Here is a 19,063-nt window from a genome sequence, read left to right on the forward strand (position 1 = left end):
TTTGCCCGTGCAGTTCGGCGCAAGCGCTGGCTGCGGCCGCACAGGCCGTTGCGCAATCGGAACGAGCAGTCTCGGATCGCTTTTTGCGCAAATCGCAGTGGCGGCCGGACGGCTGTCGACCTCGGCCGGCTCCTCGCGCCATCGACTTCAGTCGAATGTGAGCTGCGCCAACCCACTGATCAGCAATCGCGGCGTGCGCAACTGCCTTCTCCGGGAAGCCCCTCGCGAACCGAATACGCTCAGCCGCGCAGCGACGCCAGCCGCTGCGCCAGCTTCTTCGGCGAGACCCCGCCGCGCACACCCAGTTCCTGGGCGAACAGCGACACCCGCAGTTCCTCGATCTCCCAGCGCAGCGCCTGCCAGCCGGCGGTGTCGGCCTGGCCGGCCGCGTTGGCGGCGTCGAAAGCCTCGACGAAGGGCTTGAGTTCGAGCATCCGCGCCTGATCGCGCACCGGATCGCGCAAGGCCCGCTCGCTGCGCACCGCCAGGGCCTTCAGATAACGCGGGTACTCCGCCAGCGCCGAAGTAGCGACGTTGCGCAGGAAGCCCGGCGGGGTCAGCCGCGCGAGCTGCGCGCGCATGTCGTCGAGGTTGCCGCTGGCCCAACCCATCAACGACGACTCCAGGCGCGAACGCACGTCGGCGACCGCGGTCAGGATGGCCTCGGCCTGGGCCAGGCGCTCGGTCGCCTCCGGGAACAGCTTGCGCGCGACCGTGTCGCGGCGGACCTCGAAGGCCGCCGCATCGCGCACCGCGATCAGTTCGGCATCGTCGCCGAGCAAGGATTGCAGGGCGCCGTCGACCAGGTCCTCGCGCAGCCGGTCGCTGTCGCGCAGGCCATTCTGGCGCGGCGCGGCCGATTCGATCGCGGCATACAGCAGGCCGGTCTTGGCCTGCACCGGCAATTGCTTGCGCGCCTGCTTGAGCTTGTCGGCCATCGCCAGCGCGAGCAACCGCCGCACTCCGCCCGGATGCGCACGCAGCGCGGCTTCGCGCTCGGCGTGCACGCGCAGCGAGACCGTGTCGCCGTCGTCGTGCAAGGCCGGAAACGCCGGCACGCCGGCCGCGCCGGGCACCGACATCGGGATCGCTTGCTCGGGGAACGCGGTCAGCCCGCGCTGGCCGAGGCCGTCGGCGGCACGCGCGGCGAACGCACGCGCGGCGCGTTCGCCGAAGCGCACACGCAGTTCGTCGAGGTCGCGCGACTCGGCCAGCACCACCGCGGCCTGGGCCTTGCCGCCGCCCTTGCCTGCGCGCGCATCGGCGAGCTCCAGCAGACGCAGGTTCATGCGCAGATGCGGCTCGATCGAAGCCGGGTCGAAATCCGTCGCCGCCACCTCGACCCCGGTCAGCTTGCGCAGGAAACGCGCGAGCGTACCGACCAGGTCGTCGGCCTCGGGTTTGCCGTGCGCCTCATGGAAGGCCTTGGCGAAATCCGGCGCCGGCACGAAGTTGCGGCGCAGGATCTTCGGCAGACTCTTGATCAGCCCCGCCGCCTTGTCGGCGACGAAGCCCGGCGCCAGCCACGACAGCTGCGCCGGGTCGAGCGCATTGAGCAGATGCAGCGGCACCGCCAGGGTCATGCCGTCGTCGGCCGCGCCCGGCTCGAAGCGGTAGCTCACCGCCAGGCGCGCGTTGCCGAGCTGCAGATACGGTGGGAACCGCGCGGCCTCGCTTTCGCCGCCGACCATCAGATCGGCGTTCGACCATTCCAGCTTGGCTTTTTCCTCGGCCGGCAGCTTGTTGTACCAGGCGTCCAGCGCCTGCACGTTGTGGACCTGCGCCGGCAGGCGGTCGAGGTACCACTGCGCCATCCATTCTTCGTCGACGACCAGGCCGGCGCGGCGTTGCTTGGCCTCTTCGTCTTGCGCCTTGGCCAGGGTGGCGAGGTTGCGCGCCAGGAACCCGGCGCGGGTGTTGACCTCGCCGGTGACCAGGGCGTCGCGGGCGAAGATCGCGCGGCTCTCTTCCGGGTACAGCGCGCCGTAGTGGATCGGCCGCTTCGGCGCCAACACCAGGCCGAACAGACTGATCTGTTCGCTGCCGACCACGCGCCCTTGCGAGCGCGCCCAGTGCGGGTCGTGGTGACGGCGCGCGAGCAGATGCGGCAGCTCCTGGATCGCCCAGTCCGGTTCGATCGTGGCATTGGTCATCGACCACACCCGCTCGGTGTCGAGCAGGGTCGCCGACAGCACCCACGGCGGCGGCTTCTTGGCCAGCGGCGAACCCGGGAACAATTGGAACTTGCGCCCGCGCGGGCCATCGTAGAAACCGCGGTCGCCACGGAAACCGATCTGGGTCGGCAGGCCGGCGATCAGCGCGCGGTGCAATCTGGCGTAGCCTTCGGGACTCGGGTTTCGGGACTCGGGACTCGAAGCCTCAGAAGAACTCGAAGAGCCCGGCAAAGCCGCTTTCGCGAGTCCCGAGTCCCCAGTCCCGAGTCCCGTCTCCTGGCACACGAGCTTGAGTTGCCGGTGCAGCTCGCGCCACTCGCGCATGCGCAGGAAGCCGAGGAAATGTTTTTCGCACCAGCTGCGCAACTTGGATTGAGTGAGGTCTTCGTGGGCGGTCTGGTAGGCGTCCCACAATTTAAGAATGCCGACGAACTCCGAACGCGGGTCGGCGAATTCGGCATGTGCGTTGTCGGCCGCGGCGCGCTGGTCGGCGGGGCGCTCGCGCGGGTCCTGGATGCCGAGGAAGGCGGCGATCGCGATCATCTCGCGCAGACAACCGTGGGCGTTGGCCGCGACCAGCATGCGCGCCAACTTCACGTCGACCGGCAAGCACGCCATGGTCCGGCCGGTGGCGGTGAGCTTCTTGTCCTCGCCGACCGCGCCGAGTTCCGACAACTGCTGCCAACCGTCGGCGATGGCGCGGCCGTCGGGCGGCTCCAGGAACGGGAAGTCCTCGATATGTCCGAGGCCGAGCGAGAGCATGCGCAGGATCACCCCGGCCAACGCGGCGCGGCGGATTTCCGGGTCGGTATAGCGCGCCCGCGACTCGAAATCGGCCTCGCTGTAGAGGCGGTAGCAGGTGCCTTCGCTGATGCGGCCGCAACGGCCCTTGCGCTGGTCGGCGCTGGCCTGCGAGACCGGCTCGATATGCAAGCGGTCGAGCTTGCCGCGCGGACTGTAGCGCTTGACCCGCGCCAGGCCCGGGTCGACCACGTAACGGATCCGCGGCACCGTCAGCGAGGTCTCGGCGACGTTGGTCGCCAGCACGATGCGGCGCTTGATCCCGGGGTTGAACACCCGGTCCTGGTCGCGCACCGACAACCGCGCGTACAGCGGCAGCACTTCGGTCTCGCGGTACTTGCGCCGTTCCAGCGCCTGGTGGGCGTCGCGGATTTCGCGCTCGCCGGACAGGAAGATCAGCACGTCGCCGCACGGGTCCTCGCGGGTGATTTCGTCGCAGGCCGCGACGATGCCGTCGTTGACGCTTCTTACGGGACTCGGGTCTCGGGACTCGGGACTCGCAGAAGCGGTTCGCCGCGGCCCTTCGAGTCCCGGGTCCCGGGTCCCGAGTCCCGAATCGTCCAAAGGCCGGTAACGCACGTTGACCGGATAACCGCGGCCCTCGACGCTGACCACCGGCGCGCCGTCGAAATGCGCGGCGAAGCGCTCGGTGTCGATCGTCGCCGAGGTCACGATGACCTTCAGGTCGGGCCGCTTCTTCAGCAGCTGCTTCAGATAGCCGAGCAGGAAATCGATGTTGAGGCTGCGTTCGTGGGCCTCGTCGATCAGGATCGTGTCGTAGGCCGACAGCCAACGGTCGGACTGGATTTCGGCCAGCAGGATGCCGTCGGTCATGAACTTGATCGCGGTGCGCTCGCCGACGTTGTCGTTGAAGCGGACCTGGTAGCCGACGGTCTCGCCGAGTGGGGTCTGCAATTCCTCGGCCACGCGCCGGGCGACCGCGCGCGCGGCGATGCGGCGCGGTTGGGTGCAACCGATCATGCCGGCGGCGCCGCGCCCGGCGGCCAGGCACAGCTTCGGCAACTGGGTGGTCTTGCCCGAGCCGGTCTCGCCGGCGATCACCACCACCGGATGCTTGCGGATCAATTCGACGATGCGCTCGGCTTCGGCCGCGATCGGCAAAGCCGGGTCGACCGGCGCGCGCGGCAGCGAGGCCGCCCGCGCTTCGCGCTGCGCCACCGATGCCGCCAGGGCCTGCGCGAATGCAGCGCGCGCGCGCTCGTCGCCGGGCTTGCCGCTCCACCGCGACCACAGGCCGTGCAAGCGGCCGCGGTCGCGGCTCAAGGCGCCATCGATCGCATGCCGCGCCTGCCGTAACGCGGCACTAGCATTCTCGTGGCTAGACTGATTGGAATCGGTACTCTTCATCGATAGATCGTTCGTATCGCAACGCTAGGCACAAACCATTTCACTTCGCGGCCGACTGCGCCTATTGTCGCCGCATTGTTTAAAAAATCCCCGATCGAAACCATTCGATCGCCCGCATCGGAGAAGGAGTCGCACATGGCCAAGCCCAACAAGCCCGCCAAGACCAGCAAAACGGACAAGACCAAATCGGACAAGGCGTCGCTCGCCCCGGCCGCGTCGCCGTCGGCCGCCGACCGCGCGCCCTCGATCGATATCGGGATCTCGTCGGGCGATCGCAAGAAGATCGCCGAAGGTCTGTCGCGCTTCCTGGCCGACAGCTACACCCTGTACCTGAAGACCCACAACTTCCATTGGAACGTGACGGGCCCGATGTTCAACGCCCTGCACGTCATGTTCGAGACCCAGTACACCGAGCAGTGGACCGCGCTGGACGACATCGCCGAGCGCATCCGCGCCCTGGGCTTCAACGCACCGGGTTCCTACGCCGAGTTCGTCAAGCTGTCCTCGATCACCGAAGAGCCGGGCCTGACCGACAGCGCCGACTGGCGCGAGATGGTCCGCCAGCTCGTGGTCGGCAACGAAGCCGTATGCCGCACCGCGCGCAAGGTACTCGACCAGGCCGACGACGTCGACGACGCGCCGACCGAGGACCTGCTGACCCAGCGTCTGCAGACCCACGAGAAGTATGCGTGGATGCTGCGTTCGCTGCTGCAGTAAGCGCTTGAAAGCGAGGCGGCGCGGAAAGTCCGCGTCGGCCCGCCGCGCTGTACCGAACCCCTGTTCCGCCCTGCGGCACAGGGGTTTTTCATTGCCTGGCGCCGGGTTTTGCGCCGCCACTCATGGCCGCCCGCCGTCGTCCCAGCCCTGCGCATCGGCCTGCGCCTGCGCCAGCAACCAGTCGCGGAAGGCTCGGATCTTGGCGCTGCCGCGGCGCACCTCGGGATAGGCCAGCCAGTAGTCGCGCTCGTCGCGCAGGACCAGTTCGAACGGCTGCACCAGCCGCCCGGAGGCGAGTTCGCTGCGGAAGAACAGCGGCGAGGTGATCGCCACGCCATGCCCGGCGATCGCCGCGGTCACCTCGTATTGCTCGATACCCAGCTCGACCCCGGGCCGCGCCGACAGATCGGCATCGCCGACGCCGGCCGCCTCCAGCCAACTGCGCCACCAGCGTTCGCGGCCGATCCGCGGCAGGCTCAGCAGATCCGCCGGCGTCCGCAGCGCACCGCTTTCGAGCAGCCCCGGGCTGCACAGCGGCGTGTACAACCCCGGCAACAGGAAATGCGCACACAAGCCCGGCCATTCGCCGCGGCCGTTGCGGATGCCGACGTCGAATTCGCCCTGGCCCAGGTCGACCAGCGGCACCCCGGTGTCCAGGCGCACCGCCAACTGCGGATGCGCCAGTTGGAACCCGCCCAGGCGCGGCACCAGCCAATTGGCGCCGATGGTCGGCAAGGACGTGATCGCCAGTTCGGCTTCGGACCGCGCCTGGCTTTGGGCGAAGGCCGAGCGCAGCGCCTGGAAGCTGTCGAGCACCGTCGGCGCCAGCCGTTCCCCGGCCCGGGTCAGCACCACCTTGCGCGGCAGGCGCTGGAACAACACTAGGCCGAGCCGCTGCTCCAGCCGCTTGATCTGGTAGCTGACCGCGGCCTGGGTCATGTCCAGTTCCTCGGCCGCGCGGGTAAAGCTCTGCAGCCGCGCCGCGGCCTCGAAGGCGCGGATCGCGCTGAGCGGCGGTAATGTCGGCACATCCATAATTTGACCTTATGTATCTGGCGCGATTTTCGCGTTGTCGGCGGCCCCGGCCGGCCTCTAGCCTAGGTCGGCTTTCAGCCTATATCGACCCCAATACTCACCTCAAGCCTAACGGTATCGCGCCCCATCAGCCCCTGCGCGACCCGACTATCTGGCAAAAGCCTGACTTGGGCAATTCATCCATCCCTTCCTCCCCGGAGTACCTCATGAAGCGCCGACTCCCGTTCCTGCTTTCGCTGGCTCTGCTCGGCCTCGGCCCGGTCGCGGCCAGCGCCGCCACCAAACCCACCGCCCCCGCCATCCCGGCCGCCGTGGTCGCCGCCGACTTCGCCGCGCTCAATCGCAACGACCTGGACGCCTTCATGGCGCTGTACGCCCCGCAGGCGCAGATCTTCGGCCTGCCGGCCGACCCGCACCGCCTGGTCGGCCGGCGCCTGGAGCAGATGTACGGCGCCGAACGCCTGCGCGCGCATTTCGCCAAGGCCATGGCGCAACCGGACACGCCGCATATCGAGCAGACCCGGACCGTCGCGCTCGGCGAACTGGTGGTGTCGCGGGTCCACATCACCGACCCCAAGCGCGCCGAGCCCCAGGTGCTGCTGGTGGTGTACCGGGTCCGCGACGGCCTGATCGAAGACCTGTGGCACGTCGGCAAGGAAACCGCCGACAACCACGCGCAAGCCGCCGGCGCCGTGGCCACCGCGCGCGCCCTGGTCGAGGCCAACAACCGCGCCGACGCCGAGCGCTTCCTCGCCCTGTTCGCCGCCGACGCCCGCCACTTCCGCCGCGCCGAAGACCCGCACCAGCTCGCCGACCTGCCCTCGCGCGCCGTCGTCGACGAGGCCAGCCGCGTCAAGACCTACCGCGCGCTGTATGCGGACGGCCCGTCGGTGCACGTCGACCTGCTCGATGCCTTCGCGATCGGCGACTTGGTCGTGACCCACGAGCGCATCCACACCCGCGGCACTGCGAGCGTCGCCGCCGAGACCTACGAGATGCTGGCGATCCTGCGCGTCCGCGACGGCCGGGTGCTCGATCTGTGGCCGCTGCAGAAGATCGCCCACCCCGCCGACGCGGCCGTCGCCGCAGCCGGGGCACGGCCGTGAAGCGGATGCCGATCCTGTTGATCGCGCTGTCGGCGCTCTCGGCGGGCGCCGCCGTCGCCGCCATCGTCGCCGCCGACAACGCCCAGGAAGTCGTGGTCCGCCGCTACGTCCAGGCCTGGAACGACGCCGATACCGAGGCCTTCCTGGCCCAGGCCACCGCCGATGCCGGCGCCTGGCGCCGCGGCGACGACGAGGGTCTGCCCGGCCAGCGCCTGATCGCCGACCCTTCGCCGCAGGCGCGTTCGCGCTACTACCGCGCCGCTTTCGGCAAACGTCCGCACCCACGGGTCGAGATCCTCGGCCTGCAGTCGCTGGACGACATGGTGGTGGCGCGTGAGCGCGTCACCGGCACCGCCGACGGCAAGACCGTCGACGGGCTCACGGTCTACCAGGTCCGCAACGACAAGATCTGCAACGTCTGGCACATCAAGCGGCGCTCGCGCTGAGCGGCCGCCATCGCGGCGATGGCAGCGGCCGCGACCTCGCCGCGACCGCCTGCGACGCCGCGCCGCTAGACTAGGCGCATGCAGCAGCCCGCACTCGAACTCCTCCATCGCGTTTTCGGCCATACCGCGTTCCGCGGCGAACAAGCCCAAATCGTCCAACACGTAATCGACGGCGGCGACGCCCTGGTGCTGATGCCGACCGGCGGCGGCAAGTCGCTGTGCTACCAGATCCCCTCGCTGGTGCGCGAAGGCTGCGGCCTGGTCATTTCGCCGCTGATCGCACTGATGCAGGACCAGGTCGAGGCGATGCGCCAGCTCGGCGTGCGCGCGGCCTACCTCAACTCCACCCTCGACGCCGCCGAGGCCGCGGCGGTCGAACGGCAGCTGCTCGACGGCGAACTCGACCTGCTCTACGTCGCCCCCGAGCGCCTGCTCAGCCCGCGCTGCCTGGCGCTGATCGACCGTGCGCGCATTTCGCTGTTCGCGATCGACGAGGCCCACTGCGTCTCGCAATGGGGCCACGACTTCCGCCCCGAATACCGCGAACTGACCATTCTCCACGAGCGCTGGCCGGACATCCCGCGCATCGCCCTGACCGCGACCGCGGACGCACCGACTCAGCGCGAGATCGCCGAACGCCTCAATCTGGAGGACGCGCGCCGCTTCGTCAGCTCCTTCGACCGGCCGAACCTGCGTTATCGCGTCGTCCACAAGGACAACGGCACCCGCCAGCTGCTCGACTTCCTCAGCGCGCATCGCGGCGACAGCGGCATCGTCTACGCCTTCTCGCGCAAGCGCGTCGAGTCGGTCGCCGAACAGCTCGTCGCCGCCGGCATCCGCGCCCTGCCCTACCACGCCGGCATGGAAGCCTCGCTGCGCGCCGGCAACCAACGCCGCTTCCTGCAGGAAGACGGCGTGGTCATGGTCGCGACCATCGCCTTCGGCATGGGCATCGACAAACCCGACGTGCGTTTCGTCGCCCACATCGACCTGCCCAAATCGATCGAGGGCTATTACCAGGAAACCGGCCGTGCCGGCCGCGACGGCGAACCAGCCGAAGCCTGGCTGTGCTACGGCCTCGGCGACGTGGTCAACCTGCGCCAACTCATCCAACAAGGCGAAGCCGGCGAAGAGCGCAAACGGCTGGAACTGCGCAAGCTGGACTCCTTGCTGGGGTTCTGCGAATCCACCGAGTGCCGGCGCAAGAGTCTGCTCGGGTGGTTCGGCGAACCGCACCCGGGCGGCTGCGGCAATTGCGACAACTGCCTGGAACCGCCACAAAGCTGGGACGGCACCGAGGCCGCGCGCAAGGCTCTGTCCTGCGTCTACCGCACCGGCCAGCGCTTCGGCGCCGGCCACGTCATCGACGTATTGCGCGGCGCCGAGACCGAGAAGATCACCCGCTTCAATCACGAACAGCTCAGCACCTTCGGCATCGGCAGCGATCTCGACGCCAAGCAATGGAGCAGCGTGTTCCGCCAGTTGGTCGCCGGCGGCTTGCTCGAAGCCGACATCGAACGTCACGGCGCCCTGCGCCTGACCGCAGACAGCGGCCCGGTGTTGCGCGGCGAACGCAGCCTGCGCTTCCGCACCGAAGCGCCGAAGGCCGCACGCGGCGCCCGCAAGTCGCGCGGCGGCGCAAGCGCGGCGCCGATGATCGACCTCGACCCGGAATCGCTGGTGCGCTTCAACGCCTTGCGCGAGTGGCGTTCGACCACCGCGCGCGAGCAGAACGTCCCGGCCTACGTGATCTTCCACGACAGCACCCTGCGCGCCATCGCCGAGCACGCGCCGGACGATCTCGATGAGCTCGCGCGTATTCCCGGAATCGGCGCCAGCAAGTTGGATCGGTATGGCGAAGCGGTGTTGCAGCATTTGTTCGATCAGGGGTGAAGGCTGAGCTTGGCGGTCTGGGGGCGCTGCCTTGCTTCGTCGCTTCAGCCGGGCTCATGTAGGAGCGACGTGAGTCGCAACCGCGCGACGCGCAGAATCAACAACGCCGACGACACCTATCGAAGCGGGGTGCCGACGCGGGGGTAGGAGCGGCGCGAGCCGCGACCGCGCTGCGTCGGTCTTGCGGCGTCTCTCTCAAGCAAGATCAAACGCCAAAAGCTTCCGCCACTAAAGCGGCGGGTTACTTTCTTTTGTCTAAAGCAACAAAAGAGAGGTAACCAAAGAAGTTGCTTTGTTTTGAATCACCAACCCGCACGTTCGATGCCTCCGCAGGGATCTACATACTGGACATCCCTGTCCCGATGAAAAACGGCGCGCCTCCCTGCGCGCCGCCCTCCGGGTCTTCGATGGTCTTCGCGAATGCAAATCGGCGCACAGCAAAACAGAGCAACAGCAACAGCTCTAGCTTCAATTGCCGTTGCCGTTGCCGTTGCCGTTGCGGTTGCCGTTGCGGTTGCCGTTGCCGTTGCCGTTGCCGTTGCCGTTGCCGTTGCCGAGATTTTGATTTGCTTTGCTTTGTTGCCTTGTCGCTTTGCCGGTCAAGAGAAGACCCGTAGGGCGGCCCGCATGGATGCGGGCCGTGCGCAAGCAGGCCATGGATGGCCTGTCTGGAGCATCCCTGCGTCGGCACCGATCGCGCGGGCTTGTGCCCTTGCAGGGAAGGCCTTTTCTTTGGTTAGCTTTCTTTTGGGCCAGCAAAAGAAAGTAACCCGGCCGCGTCAGCGGACGGAAGCTTTGCTCTTGATCGAAAGATACGCCGCAAGAACAACGTAGCGCGGTCGCGGCTCGCGCCGCTCCTACCCAAGAGCAACCATGTTGCCGTTGCCGTGATTTTGGTCTGCTTTTCCGCTTTGCCGGTCAAATGAAGACCCGTAGGGCGGCCCGCAGGGATGCGGGCCGTGCGCAAGCAGGCCATGGATGGCCTGTCTGGAGCATCCCTGCGTCGGCATCGCTCGTGCGGGCTTGTGCCCTTGCAAGGAGAGCCCTTTTCTTTGGTTAGCTTTCTTTTGGGCTTAGCAAAAGAAAGTAACCCGGCCGCGTCAGCGGACGGAAGCTCTGCTCCTGATGTTGCTTCGCTGTCCTACGGCCGGAGGCGCCGGAGCACGACAGGACGTGGTCGCGGCTTGCGCCGCTCCTACCCAAGAGCAACCGCAGCGCACACCGCTACTGCAACTGATACGAGAAACTCAGATTCCACCGCGCCTTGCGGTCGTCGGCCTCCAACGGCAGGTCGGCGGTCGGACGGGCGTAGGCGAAGTCGACGTTGTAGTGGTGGTTGTCGGACAAACGAATGCCGAGCCCGACCGAGCCGAGTTTGTCGATCGGCGGGCGGCCTTCGGTCATCGACACTTGGGCGTGTTGCACGACCAGATAGGGCGATACCGATTTCAGCCAACGCGATTGCGGGCGGAAGTTGCGGCTGAGTTCCAGCGACAGCCCCCAACCCTTGTCGGCCGATACTTCGCCGGGGTCGTAGGCCAGGGCGAAACGCGAGGAGCCGAAGCTGATCTGCTCGGACGAAGGCAAGCGGTTGCGGCTGTACTGCGCGGTGCCGCGCAGGATCGCGAGGTAACGTTGTTCGGCCCAGCTCCGGCTCTGTGCGTAACCGAGGTTGTAGCGCCGGAACGAAACATCGTTCGGCGAGGCGAATTCGACGCCGGCGACGTTGGTGACCGTGCTCGCCGAGGCGCCCCAGGCGTCCAGGCCGCGCGCGATCGACAGGCTGATCTGGCGGGCGCTGTTCTTCTTGGCTTTGGTGTAATCCAGGGTCGCCTGCAGCACGCGGGTCTTGGAACGTTGTTCCAGGGTCGCGCCGGTCGCGGTGTTGCGGTAGGCGTCGACCTGGTCGGCGCCGTAGACGCCGGCGCCGATGAAGATCGAGCGCTCGTTGCGCAGCAGCCAGGGATAGCGCGCACCGAAAGCGATGCGGTCCTGTTCGACGCGGTGGTCGAGAAAATCCGGCAGCGGCGTGCGGCTGGCCGGTTCGCCGCGATAGCGCGAGCCGTCGGCGCGCCCGATCCAGCCGTCGCTGCCGAACAACTGCGAATAGCCGGCGCCATAGAAACGCTCGTCGCCGCGGCCGTCCGGGTACAGGGTCGACAAGGTCCATTGTTCGGCCAGCGGGGTCAGCGCATTGAGCTGCAGATTCATCAGCCCCTGGGTGCCGGGATGGTTGAACTCCAGAGCCCAGGTGGCGTCGTAGCGCTTGGCGCTGACGTTGAGTTCCAGCGCGGTCGCGCCGTCGGTGGTGGTCGGCGCGGGCACGTTGATCGCCATCTTCGCCCCGGGCAGGAAACCCAGGATCTGCGAATAGCGCTCGAACGTGCTCTGGCGCAGCGGCCGATCGTCGAGGATGTGCTGGGCGATCGCGCGGATCTTGCGTTCGAGCTTGCCCGGCTTGCCGCTCAGGCGCAGCTCGGCGACATAGCCTTCGACCGCGATCACGCGGACCACGCCGTTGGCGAAATCCTGGTTGGGCAGATAGCAGAACGACAGCGCGTAGCCGCGTTCGCGATACAGCTTGCTGCAGGCCTCGGCGGCCTGCAGCAGCTCGGCGACGGTGATGTTCTTGCCGGCGAGCGGACTGAACACCCCCGCGACCTGCTCGAACGGAATGGCCTTGACTCCGGACACGTCGAATTTGCTCGGCGTGATCTGCACGGCGAGCAAGGCGGCCATTTCGGGATTCTGTTGCGGCGCGACCGTGGTGCTGACCTTCGGATCGGTCTTCGGCAACGGCGCTTGCGGCAGAGTCTGCAGCGGGTTGCCGGTCGGCAGGCGGTCCTGGGAATACGCCGGCAAGGTCGAATACAAGAGCGCGGTGACCGTCAGCGCGAGTAAGTAGCGTTTTCCCGAAAGGCCTGTTCGCATGCACGCGCCCCTGCGTTTAGCGTGGTCCATCCAGAGGAAGATCCCCATTAGGAGCAACCGCCTTGGAATGGCGCGTCCGCCGTTCGGCGGAACGCGCCTCCCCAAGACTCATGCGGTCACCATACGCCGTTGTTGTGCGACGGGAACGGGGCCTTGCCCGTTCCCGCGCGTTGCATCACAAACTGCGCTCAAGGATCTTTCTTCAGCAGGCTGGTACCGAGCAAACCGCCCTGGGTGGTGGTGCCGCCCAGTGCGCCGCCGAGCAGGCCGGTCGTGGTGCTGGTGCCATTGAGCCCGGTCGCCCCGGCCACGCCGTTGACGACCGTGCTCAGCCCCTGGGTAACTGGTTGCAAAGGACCGTTGACCACCGTGGTCGCGGTCGTACCGACCGTGGCCACGCCACCGCCGACGCTGGTCACCGCGCCACCGACCAGGCCGGTGACCGGAGCCAACGGCGTGCTAGCGCCGGTGGTCGTCAATGTCGAACCAACGCCGCCGACCGAACCGCCGAGACCGGCGACGCTGCTGGTCACGCCGGTCGCAGTTACGCCGACCGGATTGGCGATGCTGCCGGCATTGCCCATGCCCGCGGTGATGCCCGAACCGACCGTGCCGAGGCTGCCGCTGACGCTTTGTACCGCGCCACCGAGCACGCCGGCCGCGCCGCCCGGAACCGGAACGCCGCTGAGCTGCGCGCCGACCGTACCGCCGGCCGCCGCTACGCCGCTGGTCGTACCGCCCACGCTGCGCGAGACATTGGCGACGAGGTTGCTGCCGCCGCTGCCGCCGGTAGTGCCGCCATTGGCCTGGCCGATACCCGCAACCGGGTTCAACACGTTGCTGACCGCGCCGGTCAGCGCTTGTCCGGTTTGACCTTCGATCAGACCGCCGACCTTCGGCGCCAGGCCTTCGACCTGGTTGCCGACGGTGGAGATCAAGCCACCGGCGGTGCTGGTCAACGGCTGGATCGGCGAGCCCTGGAAGGCGCCCACGGTCGCTACGGTCTTGCCGAGGTCGTCGACGGTGTTGCCGACATTGACCACGACGTTGTCGACGCCGGCCGCAGTCGTGCCGACCGGATTGGCGATATTGCCGGTCTGGCCGAGGCCGGCGCTGGTCGCCTGCCCTAGAGCCGTGATGGTGTCGCCGATGTCGTCGACGACGGTGGCGAGACCTTGCGTGGTCGGGGTATTGCCGCCCAGCAGGACCTGGTTCGGGATTTGCGCGCCGAGGCCGCTGATCGCGCCGCCGACCCCGGTGAGCAAACCGCCGCCGGTCGTGCCGACCGAGCCGATTACGTTACCGGGCGGGGTCGTAGTGCTGCCGGGAGGATTTCCGGGACCGCCAGGCGTACCGGGGCCGCCGGGAGTGCCCGGGCCGCCGCCTCCACCACCGGAACCGCCACCGCCAGAACCGCCGCCACCCGAGCCGCCGCCACCGGAACCTCCACCACCCGTGCCGCCGCCTCCTGAGCCGCCGCCTCCCGAACCGCCACCCCCGTCGCCGCCCCCCCCGGGATTAGGATTGAAACTCGATTTGACGCCGCCCGAGCCCGAGCAACCCGTGGTCGATACCGTAACCGTCAGGATGCAGGCTGCAAGCAGGCTGTAGGAAAGGGCTTTACGAATGCTTTGAGATTCCATTACGTCCCTCCGAATGCAGCCTGAGCTGCCTCGTGCCCGGATATTTTGTCGCTACGCCTGCATTCGCGATGAAGCGACAGGCCAGCTCCCCTATCACACTTCCAGTTGCCTTTCTGGTGTGTAGTGGATCAAGGCTGCTCCGATTCATCGTTTATAAAATGTGATGTTCATCACGTTTATATAGAGACGTAAGCATATTTCCGATGGCCGGTTAAATCGGTGAGCAACGGTGATTTTCGTTCATCGATTGCCGCTGGAACGCGCATGGGACGCAACAACGGACAAGCCCTGCGCAACCGTACGGTCATGGCCTTCGGTGTGCTGAACGCGAATCCGGAAACACCACTCGAACGTGTCCTCTGCGGCACCCAACCTGGGTCGGCGCAAGCGTTGCCGACGCGGCGCGCCTCAGCTTGGCCGTGGGTTTTTCTTTCTTCCGACAGTTACGCGGTAAGCGTTATCGGCGTAATGCACGACTTGGACGCGTGCCGACTTCACCATTCGACCGTGCCGCGAACCACCGCCTGCACACGTCCGCCGATCCACACCTCGCGCTCGTCGTCGATGCGGATCTCGATGCAGCCATCGCGACCGACTTCGCGCCCCTGGCTGATCTGGTGGGCCGCGCCGACCTCGATGCGACCGGCCTCGAGCAAGGCCGTCGCGATCGCCGCATTGGCGCTGCCGGTCACCGGGTCTTCGGCGATGCCGTCGCTCGGGCAGAACGCCCGCACGACATAAGCGAATCCGGGCTCCTGGGTGCGCGCGAATACCGCCAGGCCGAGTGCGTCGTCGCCGGTCAGTGCATGTATCGCCGCCAGATCGGGGCGCATGCCGCGCACCGCGGAGGCATCGGCGAGTTCGGCCACCCACCAGCGCGGTCCGTTGTCCCACAACGCCGGCAGCAGCGGGCCCCATGGCAACCCGGCCAATGCCACGTCGAGCAAGGCCTGCTGATCGTCGCCGGTGACGCAACGCCGCGCAGGCGGGGTGCGGATGCTGATCCGCAAGCCGTTCGCATCGTGGACGATGCGCACCGGCAGATGCCCGGCCGCGCACTGTTGCACCAGGGCTTCGCTGCGCGGCGGCACGCGTCCCGCATCGAGCACCGCCCAGGCCGCGCCGATGCTGGGATGACCGGCGAACGACAGCTCCTGGCGCGGGGTAAAGATGCGCACCCGGTAATCGGCGCCCTGGTCGGGCGGCATCAAGAAGATCGTTTCCGGCAAATGCATCCAGGCCGCGAACGACTGCATCGCCTCGCTGTCGAGGCCTTGCGCATCGAACACCACCGCGAGCGGATTGCCCGCACCGATGCGATGGGCGAAGACGTCGAGTTGCAGAAAGCGGCGCAGGCTCATGGATGTCGAGCGTACAGGCCGCGGCACGCATGTTCACGTGCCGTCGGCGCGATGGACGCGATGTCTGGCGAAGTCACCGTCGCTTGCGGCGAGCGCATACGGCCGAAACCGGCGCCACCGCGCGATCGTCGCGACGATGCGGCAAGGCGCGCAAGGCAAAGACGCGGCCATCGGGCCGCGCCTTTGGGTCATGGCCTGCGATCAGTCGCAGTACCAGGTCCGCTTCTGGTAGATCGCGGTGCGCTCGCCCCAGGAGCTGTACTGGCCGCCGCAGTTGGCGACGGCGCCGCCGACTTCTTCGCCGGCGTCATTGAAATACAGAATCGAATAACCCTGGCCCGGAGGCGAGGCGTTGACGCTGCCGGCCAGGACCATCGCACCCAACATCATCGTCGCTACTGCAGTTGCGATAAGACGCATCATCGTTATCCCCTTGATCGAAGTCGGGCTCCGTCGGGCCATGCCTCGCCGGAGCGCGGGAAACCCCGCGACGGTCGCGTAAAGCGGAAAGCCCCGCAGACCGGAGCTTTCCTAGGACGCGAACGCCGCGATCCGTTTGCGCGCCGCCTCAGCTTTCGGCTGCGCAGCCCTGCACGAAACGCTTGTTCTCGGTGGTCTGGCCCCAACGGCCGTCGGCGGCGCCGCAGCCGGCGGTCCACTTGCCGACCTGTGCGCCTTCGGCGTTGTAGTAGTACCAGGTGCCCTGCCAGTTGTAGGCCAGTGCATTGAACGACACGCCACCCACCATCGCCACCGCCATGACGGCAGCGAACAATCCGATACGACGCATGCGATTTCTCTCCCATTGTGCGGCGCTATTCGCCGCTCGGGCACCTTATGCCAGCGCGCGAGCGCCGCGGCGCGATCGGCCGTCCCAGCTTGTAGTCACTTGTCGAAATCGTGATTGCTATCGCTATTGGCTGTTTTGCCGCTGCGTAAAGCGCTTGCGATCGCAATCCCGGCGACGCGCCGGAGCGAGCCTGCAGGGTCGTTCCGGCGCATTCAGCGCGCTCGATGCTGCACCGCACGACGCATTGCGCGAAGGAAAAGGCAAGCGTGCCCGTATAACAGCGTCACCGCTTCTGGGTAGGAGCGGCGCAAGCCGCGACCGCGTGATCCGATGGCGGTGCAACCGCAAGCGAACTCGCGCAGCCTTACTCATCCCTTACGAGGAACATCCAGGATTCGGCGTTTGCGCCGCCACGGCAACGGCGCGGTCGCGGCTCGCGCCGCTCCTACCCCGAAGCCGCCGCGCTGCGGATGCGAGCGCGGCCCCGATCAGGCCGCAAGCAAGGCCGGCAGTTGCGCCGGCGCGGTGGCCAGATGCTGGGCGCCGGCCTGACGCAGTTCGTCTTCGCTGCCGAAGCCCCACAGCACGCCGATGTTGCGCATGCCGTGCTCGCGCGCGCCTTCGATGTCCATGCGCCGGTCGCCGATCATCAGGCATTGCTCCGCCGGCAGCTCGAAACGACGCAAGGCTTCGGCGATCAGGTCGACCTTATGGGTCAGGCGACCGTCGCGGGTCGAGCCGACGATGTCGTCGAAACGATCGCCGAACGGCAAGCCGCCGAGGATCTTGCGTGCGTTGTCTTCGTTCTTGGCGGTGACGATGGCCAGGCGATGGCCGGCGGCGTGGACCGCATCGAGCATCTCGGCGACGCCGTCGTAGACCGAATGCTCGGTCCATCCTTCGCGGCTGTAACGCTCCAGATACAGCGCGACCGCCTGCTCGACGCGGTCTTCGTCGCCGAGCAGGGGCAGGAAGCTGGTGCGCAGTGCCGGGCCGATCCAGCCGCGCAGCTCGGCCTGCGACGGCACCGGATGGCCCAACTGCTCGAAGGCATACGACACGCTGCGGGTGATGCCCTCGGCCGAGTCGATGAGGGTGCCGTCGAGATCGAAGAACAGCGTGGTCGGTGCGCCCACGATCAACCCGCGCGCTGCTTGAGCGCGGTCACCGCCGGCAGTTCCTTGCCTTCGAGGAACTCGAGGAAGGCGCCGCCACCGGTCGAGATGTAGCTGACCTCGTCGGCAATGCCGTACTTGTCGACCGCCGCGAGGGTGTCGCCGCCGCCGGCGATCGAGAACGCCTTCGACGCGGCGATGGCGCGCGCCAGGGTCTGCGTGCCATGACCGAAGGCATCGAATTCGAACACGCCGACCGGGCCGTTCCAGACCACGGTGCCGGCGTTCTTGATCAGCTCGGCGTAACGCGCGGCGGTATCCGGGCCGATGTCGAGGATCATGTCCTCGGCGTCGACCGCATCGACGGCCTTGACCGTAGCGGGTGCATCGGCGGCGAACTTGGGCGCGACCACCACATCGGTCGGGACCGGGATGTCGGCGCCGCGCGCCTTGGCATCGGCCATGATCTGCTTGGCGGTGTCGATCAGGTCGGGCTCGACCAGCGACTTGCCGACGCCGTGTCCCATCGCGGCGATGAAGGTATTGGCGATGCCTCCGCCGACGATCAGCTGGTCGACCTTGGACACCAGCGAGGACAGTAACTCGAGCTTGGTCGAGACCTTGGAGCCGGCGACGATGCCCAGCAGCGGCCGCGCCGGGTGTTCGAGCGCCTTGGCCAGCGCGTCGAGCTCGGCCATCAGCAGCGGACCGCCGGCGGCGACCTTGGCGAAACGGATCGCGCCATGGGTCGAAGCCTGGGCGCGGTGCGCGGTGCCGAACGCATCCATGACGAACACGTCGCACAGCGCCGCGTACTGCTTCGACAGCGCCTCGTCGTCCTTGCCCTCGCCGACGTTCATGCGGCAGTTCTCAAGCAACACCAGCTGACCGGGCTGCACTTCGACGCCGCCGACCCAATCCTTGATCAGCGGCACCTCGATGCCGAGCAATTCCGACAGGCGCTGGGCGACCGGCGCCAGCGAATCGGCCTGGCTCCACTGGCCTTCCTTGGGGCGGCCGAGGTGCGAGGTGACCATGACCGCCGCGCCCTTTTCGAGCGCCAGCTTCAGCGTCGGCAAGGCCGCGAGGATGCGCAGCTCGGAGGTGATGCGGCCATCGTCGATGGGGACGTTGAGATCTTCACGGATCAACACGCGTTTGCCGGCGAGATCGAGATCAGTCATGCGAACGATGGGCACGGGGCCTCCTGAGGCGATGCGGGGATGGAATGAGTGGAATAGCGGGAACTTGGGGGACGTGGCTCTGAGCCTGGTTCCTTGGAGGAGCCGCCGCCGGGGTGGCTATTGTCGCGGCGCGGGGGGCCGAAATAAACCTTCGTGTCTGAACGGAGGCATTCGCGGGCTTATCAGCGTGGAGACGGCTTGGTATGGGAGGCGGCTGGGCCTGTGCTCGGTCAGGGTTGGCCGCGCGGCGAGACGGGAGTCACGCGGTCGCGGCTCGCGCCGCTCCTACCCAAGAGCGACCGCGTTGCCGTTGCCGTTGCCGTTGCCGTTGCCGAGATTTTGACCTGCTTTGCTGCTTTGCCGGTCAACAGCAGACCCGTAGGGCGGCCCGCAGGGATGCGGGCCGTGCGCAAGCAGGCCATGGATGGCCTGTCTGGAGCATCCCTGCGTATGCATCGCTCGTGCGGGCTTGTGCCCTTGCAAGGAGAGCCCTTTTCTT

The 19,063-nt window shown here is 67.5% G+C and carries 15 protein-coding genes; 4 read left to right on the forward strand and 11 right to left on the reverse strand.

What is annotated here, in order from left to right; all coding sequences use genetic code 11:
- Nucleotides 1-239: 239 nt before the first annotated feature.
- A complete protein-coding gene (hrpA, locus tag ACTOWK_RS15175; protein ID WP_441330957.1) occupies nt 240-4,343 on the reverse strand; it encodes an ATP-dependent RNA helicase HrpA in 4,104 nt (1,367 codons plus the stop codon).
- 135 nt (nt 4,344-4,478) lie between these two features.
- Here hrpA and ACTOWK_RS15180 point away from each other — a divergent pair, with 135 nt between their 5' ends.
- A complete protein-coding gene (locus tag ACTOWK_RS15180) occupies nt 4,479-5,060 on the forward strand; it encodes a Dps family protein (protein WP_441330958.1) in 582 nt (193 codons plus the stop codon).
- A 120-nt stretch (nt 5,061-5,180) separates the two neighbouring features.
- On the opposite strand, the gene ACTOWK_RS15185 is transcribed toward ACTOWK_RS15180, so the two are convergent.
- Nucleotides 5,181-6,095 (reverse strand): LysR substrate-binding domain-containing protein, encoded by a 915-nt coding sequence (locus tag ACTOWK_RS15185; protein WP_441330959.1) that lies wholly within the window; start codon nt 6,093-6,095, stop codon nt 5,181-5,183.
- Between the two features lie 206 nt (nt 6,096-6,301).
- Here ACTOWK_RS15185 and ACTOWK_RS15190 point away from each other — a divergent pair, with 206 nt between their 5' ends.
- The 3 genes from ACTOWK_RS15190 (at nt 6,302) to recQ (ending at nt 9,540) form a co-directional block, all read left to right on the forward strand.
- Entirely contained in the window at nt 6,302-7,201 is a 900-nt protein-coding gene (locus ACTOWK_RS15190) for a nuclear transport factor 2 family protein (RefSeq protein WP_441330960.1), read from the forward strand.
- 5 nt (nt 7,202-7,206) lie between these two features.
- Nucleotides 7,207-7,647, forward strand: a complete 441-nt coding sequence (locus ACTOWK_RS15195) for a nuclear transport factor 2 family protein (protein ID WP_441330973.1) — start codon at nt 7,207-7,209, stop codon at nt 7,645-7,647.
- Between the two features lie 78 nt (nt 7,648-7,725).
- Nucleotides 7,726-9,540, forward strand: coding sequence for a DNA helicase RecQ (gene recQ / locus ACTOWK_RS15200; RefSeq protein WP_441330961.1), 1,815 nt, complete (start codon nt 7,726-7,728; stop codon nt 9,538-9,540).
- A 468-nt stretch (nt 9,541-10,008) separates the two neighbouring features.
- Here the strand turns inward: recQ and ACTOWK_RS15205 are convergent, their stop codons facing one another.
- The 9 genes from ACTOWK_RS15205 to ACTOWK_RS15245 form a co-directional block, all read right to left on the reverse strand.
- Entirely contained in the window at nt 10,009-10,143 is a 135-nt protein-coding gene (locus ACTOWK_RS15205) for a hypothetical protein (protein WP_441330962.1), read from the reverse strand.
- 621 nt (nt 10,144-10,764) lie between these two features.
- Complete coding sequence (locus ACTOWK_RS15210; protein ID WP_441330963.1) at nt 10,765-12,471, reverse strand: ShlB/FhaC/HecB family hemolysin secretion/activation protein; 1,707 nt, start codon at nt 12,469-12,471, stop codon at nt 10,765-10,767.
- Nucleotides 12,472-12,659: 188 nt separating this feature from the next.
- Nucleotides 12,660-13,736 (reverse strand): collagen-like triple helix repeat-containing protein, encoded by a 1,077-nt coding sequence (locus tag ACTOWK_RS15215; RefSeq protein WP_441330964.1) that lies wholly within the window; start codon nt 13,734-13,736, stop codon nt 12,660-12,662.
- Nucleotides 13,737-14,608: 872 nt separating this feature from the next.
- Complete coding sequence (locus ACTOWK_RS15220; protein WP_441330965.1) at nt 14,609-15,475, reverse strand: PhzF family phenazine biosynthesis protein; 867 nt, start codon at nt 15,473-15,475, stop codon at nt 14,609-14,611.
- Between the two features lie 201 nt (nt 15,476-15,676).
- Nucleotides 15,677-15,895: a DUF6289 family protein gene (locus tag ACTOWK_RS15225; protein ID WP_441330966.1), complete on the reverse strand. Its 219-nt coding sequence runs from the start codon at nt 15,893-15,895 to the stop codon at nt 15,677-15,679.
- A gap of 148 nt (nt 15,896-16,043) precedes the next feature.
- Nucleotides 16,044-16,265 carry a DUF6289 family protein gene (locus tag ACTOWK_RS15230; protein WP_031374090.1) on the reverse strand — a complete coding sequence of 74 codons (222 nt, stop codon included), beginning with the start codon at nt 16,263-16,265 and terminating at the stop codon, nt 16,044-16,046.
- A 488-nt stretch (nt 16,266-16,753) separates the two neighbouring features.
- The gene (locus ACTOWK_RS15235) at nt 16,754-17,401 is read right to left on the reverse strand and encodes an HAD-IA family hydrolase (protein WP_441330974.1); all 648 of its coding nucleotides are present in this window, start codon (nt 17,399-17,401) and stop codon (nt 16,754-16,756) included.
- Between the two features lie 2 nt (nt 17,402-17,403).
- Nucleotides 17,404-18,579, reverse strand: coding sequence for a phosphoglycerate kinase (locus tag ACTOWK_RS15240; protein WP_441330967.1), 1,176 nt, complete (start codon nt 18,577-18,579; stop codon nt 17,404-17,406).
- Nucleotides 18,580-18,849: 270 nt separating this feature from the next.
- The coding region (locus tag ACTOWK_RS15245) for a hypothetical protein (RefSeq protein WP_441330968.1) at nt 18,850-19,063 on the reverse strand (214 nt) is incomplete at its 5' end.

This window comes from Lysobacter sp. CA196, from assembly GCF_052078695.1.
In the GTDB taxonomy this organism is placed as follows: Bacteria; Pseudomonadota; Gammaproteobacteria; order Xanthomonadales; family Xanthomonadaceae; genus Lysobacter.

Bases quoted from the DNA above. Each gene is read 5' to 3' on its own strand.
- ACTOWK_RS15220 (WP_441330965.1), bottom strand. From the start codon at position 15,475: ATGAGCCTGCGCCGCTTTCTGCAACTCGACGTCTTCGCCCATCGCATC.
- ACTOWK_RS15195 (WP_441330973.1), top strand. From the start codon at position 7,207: ATGCCGATCCTGTTGATCGCGCTGTCGGCGCTCTCGGCGGGCGCCGCC.
- ACTOWK_RS15185 (WP_441330959.1), bottom strand. From the start codon at position 6,095: ATGGATGTGCCGACATTACCGCCGCTCAGCGCGATCCGCGCCTTCGAG.
- ACTOWK_RS15180 (WP_441330958.1), top strand. From the start codon at position 4,479: ATGGCCAAGCCCAACAAGCCCGCCAAGACCAGCAAAACGGACAAGACC.
- ACTOWK_RS15225 (WP_441330966.1), bottom strand. From the start codon at position 15,895: ATGCGTCTTATCGCAACTGCAGTAGCGACGATGATGTTGGGTGCGATG.
- ACTOWK_RS15230 (WP_031374090.1), bottom strand. From the start codon at position 16,265: ATGCGTCGTATCGGATTGTTCGCTGCCGTCATGGCGGTGGCGATGGTG.
- ACTOWK_RS15210 (WP_441330963.1), bottom strand. From the start codon at position 12,471: ATGCGAACAGGCCTTTCGGGAAAACGCTACTTACTCGCGCTGACGGTC.
- recQ (WP_441330961.1), top strand. From the start codon at position 7,726: ATGCAGCAGCCCGCACTCGAACTCCTCCATCGCGTTTTCGGCCATACC.
- hrpA (WP_441330957.1), bottom strand. From the start codon at position 4,343: ATGAAGAGTACCGATTCCAATCAGTCTAGCCACGAGAATGCTAGTGCC.
- ACTOWK_RS15190 (WP_441330960.1), top strand. From the start codon at position 6,302: ATGAAGCGCCGACTCCCGTTCCTGCTTTCGCTGGCTCTGCTCGGCCTC.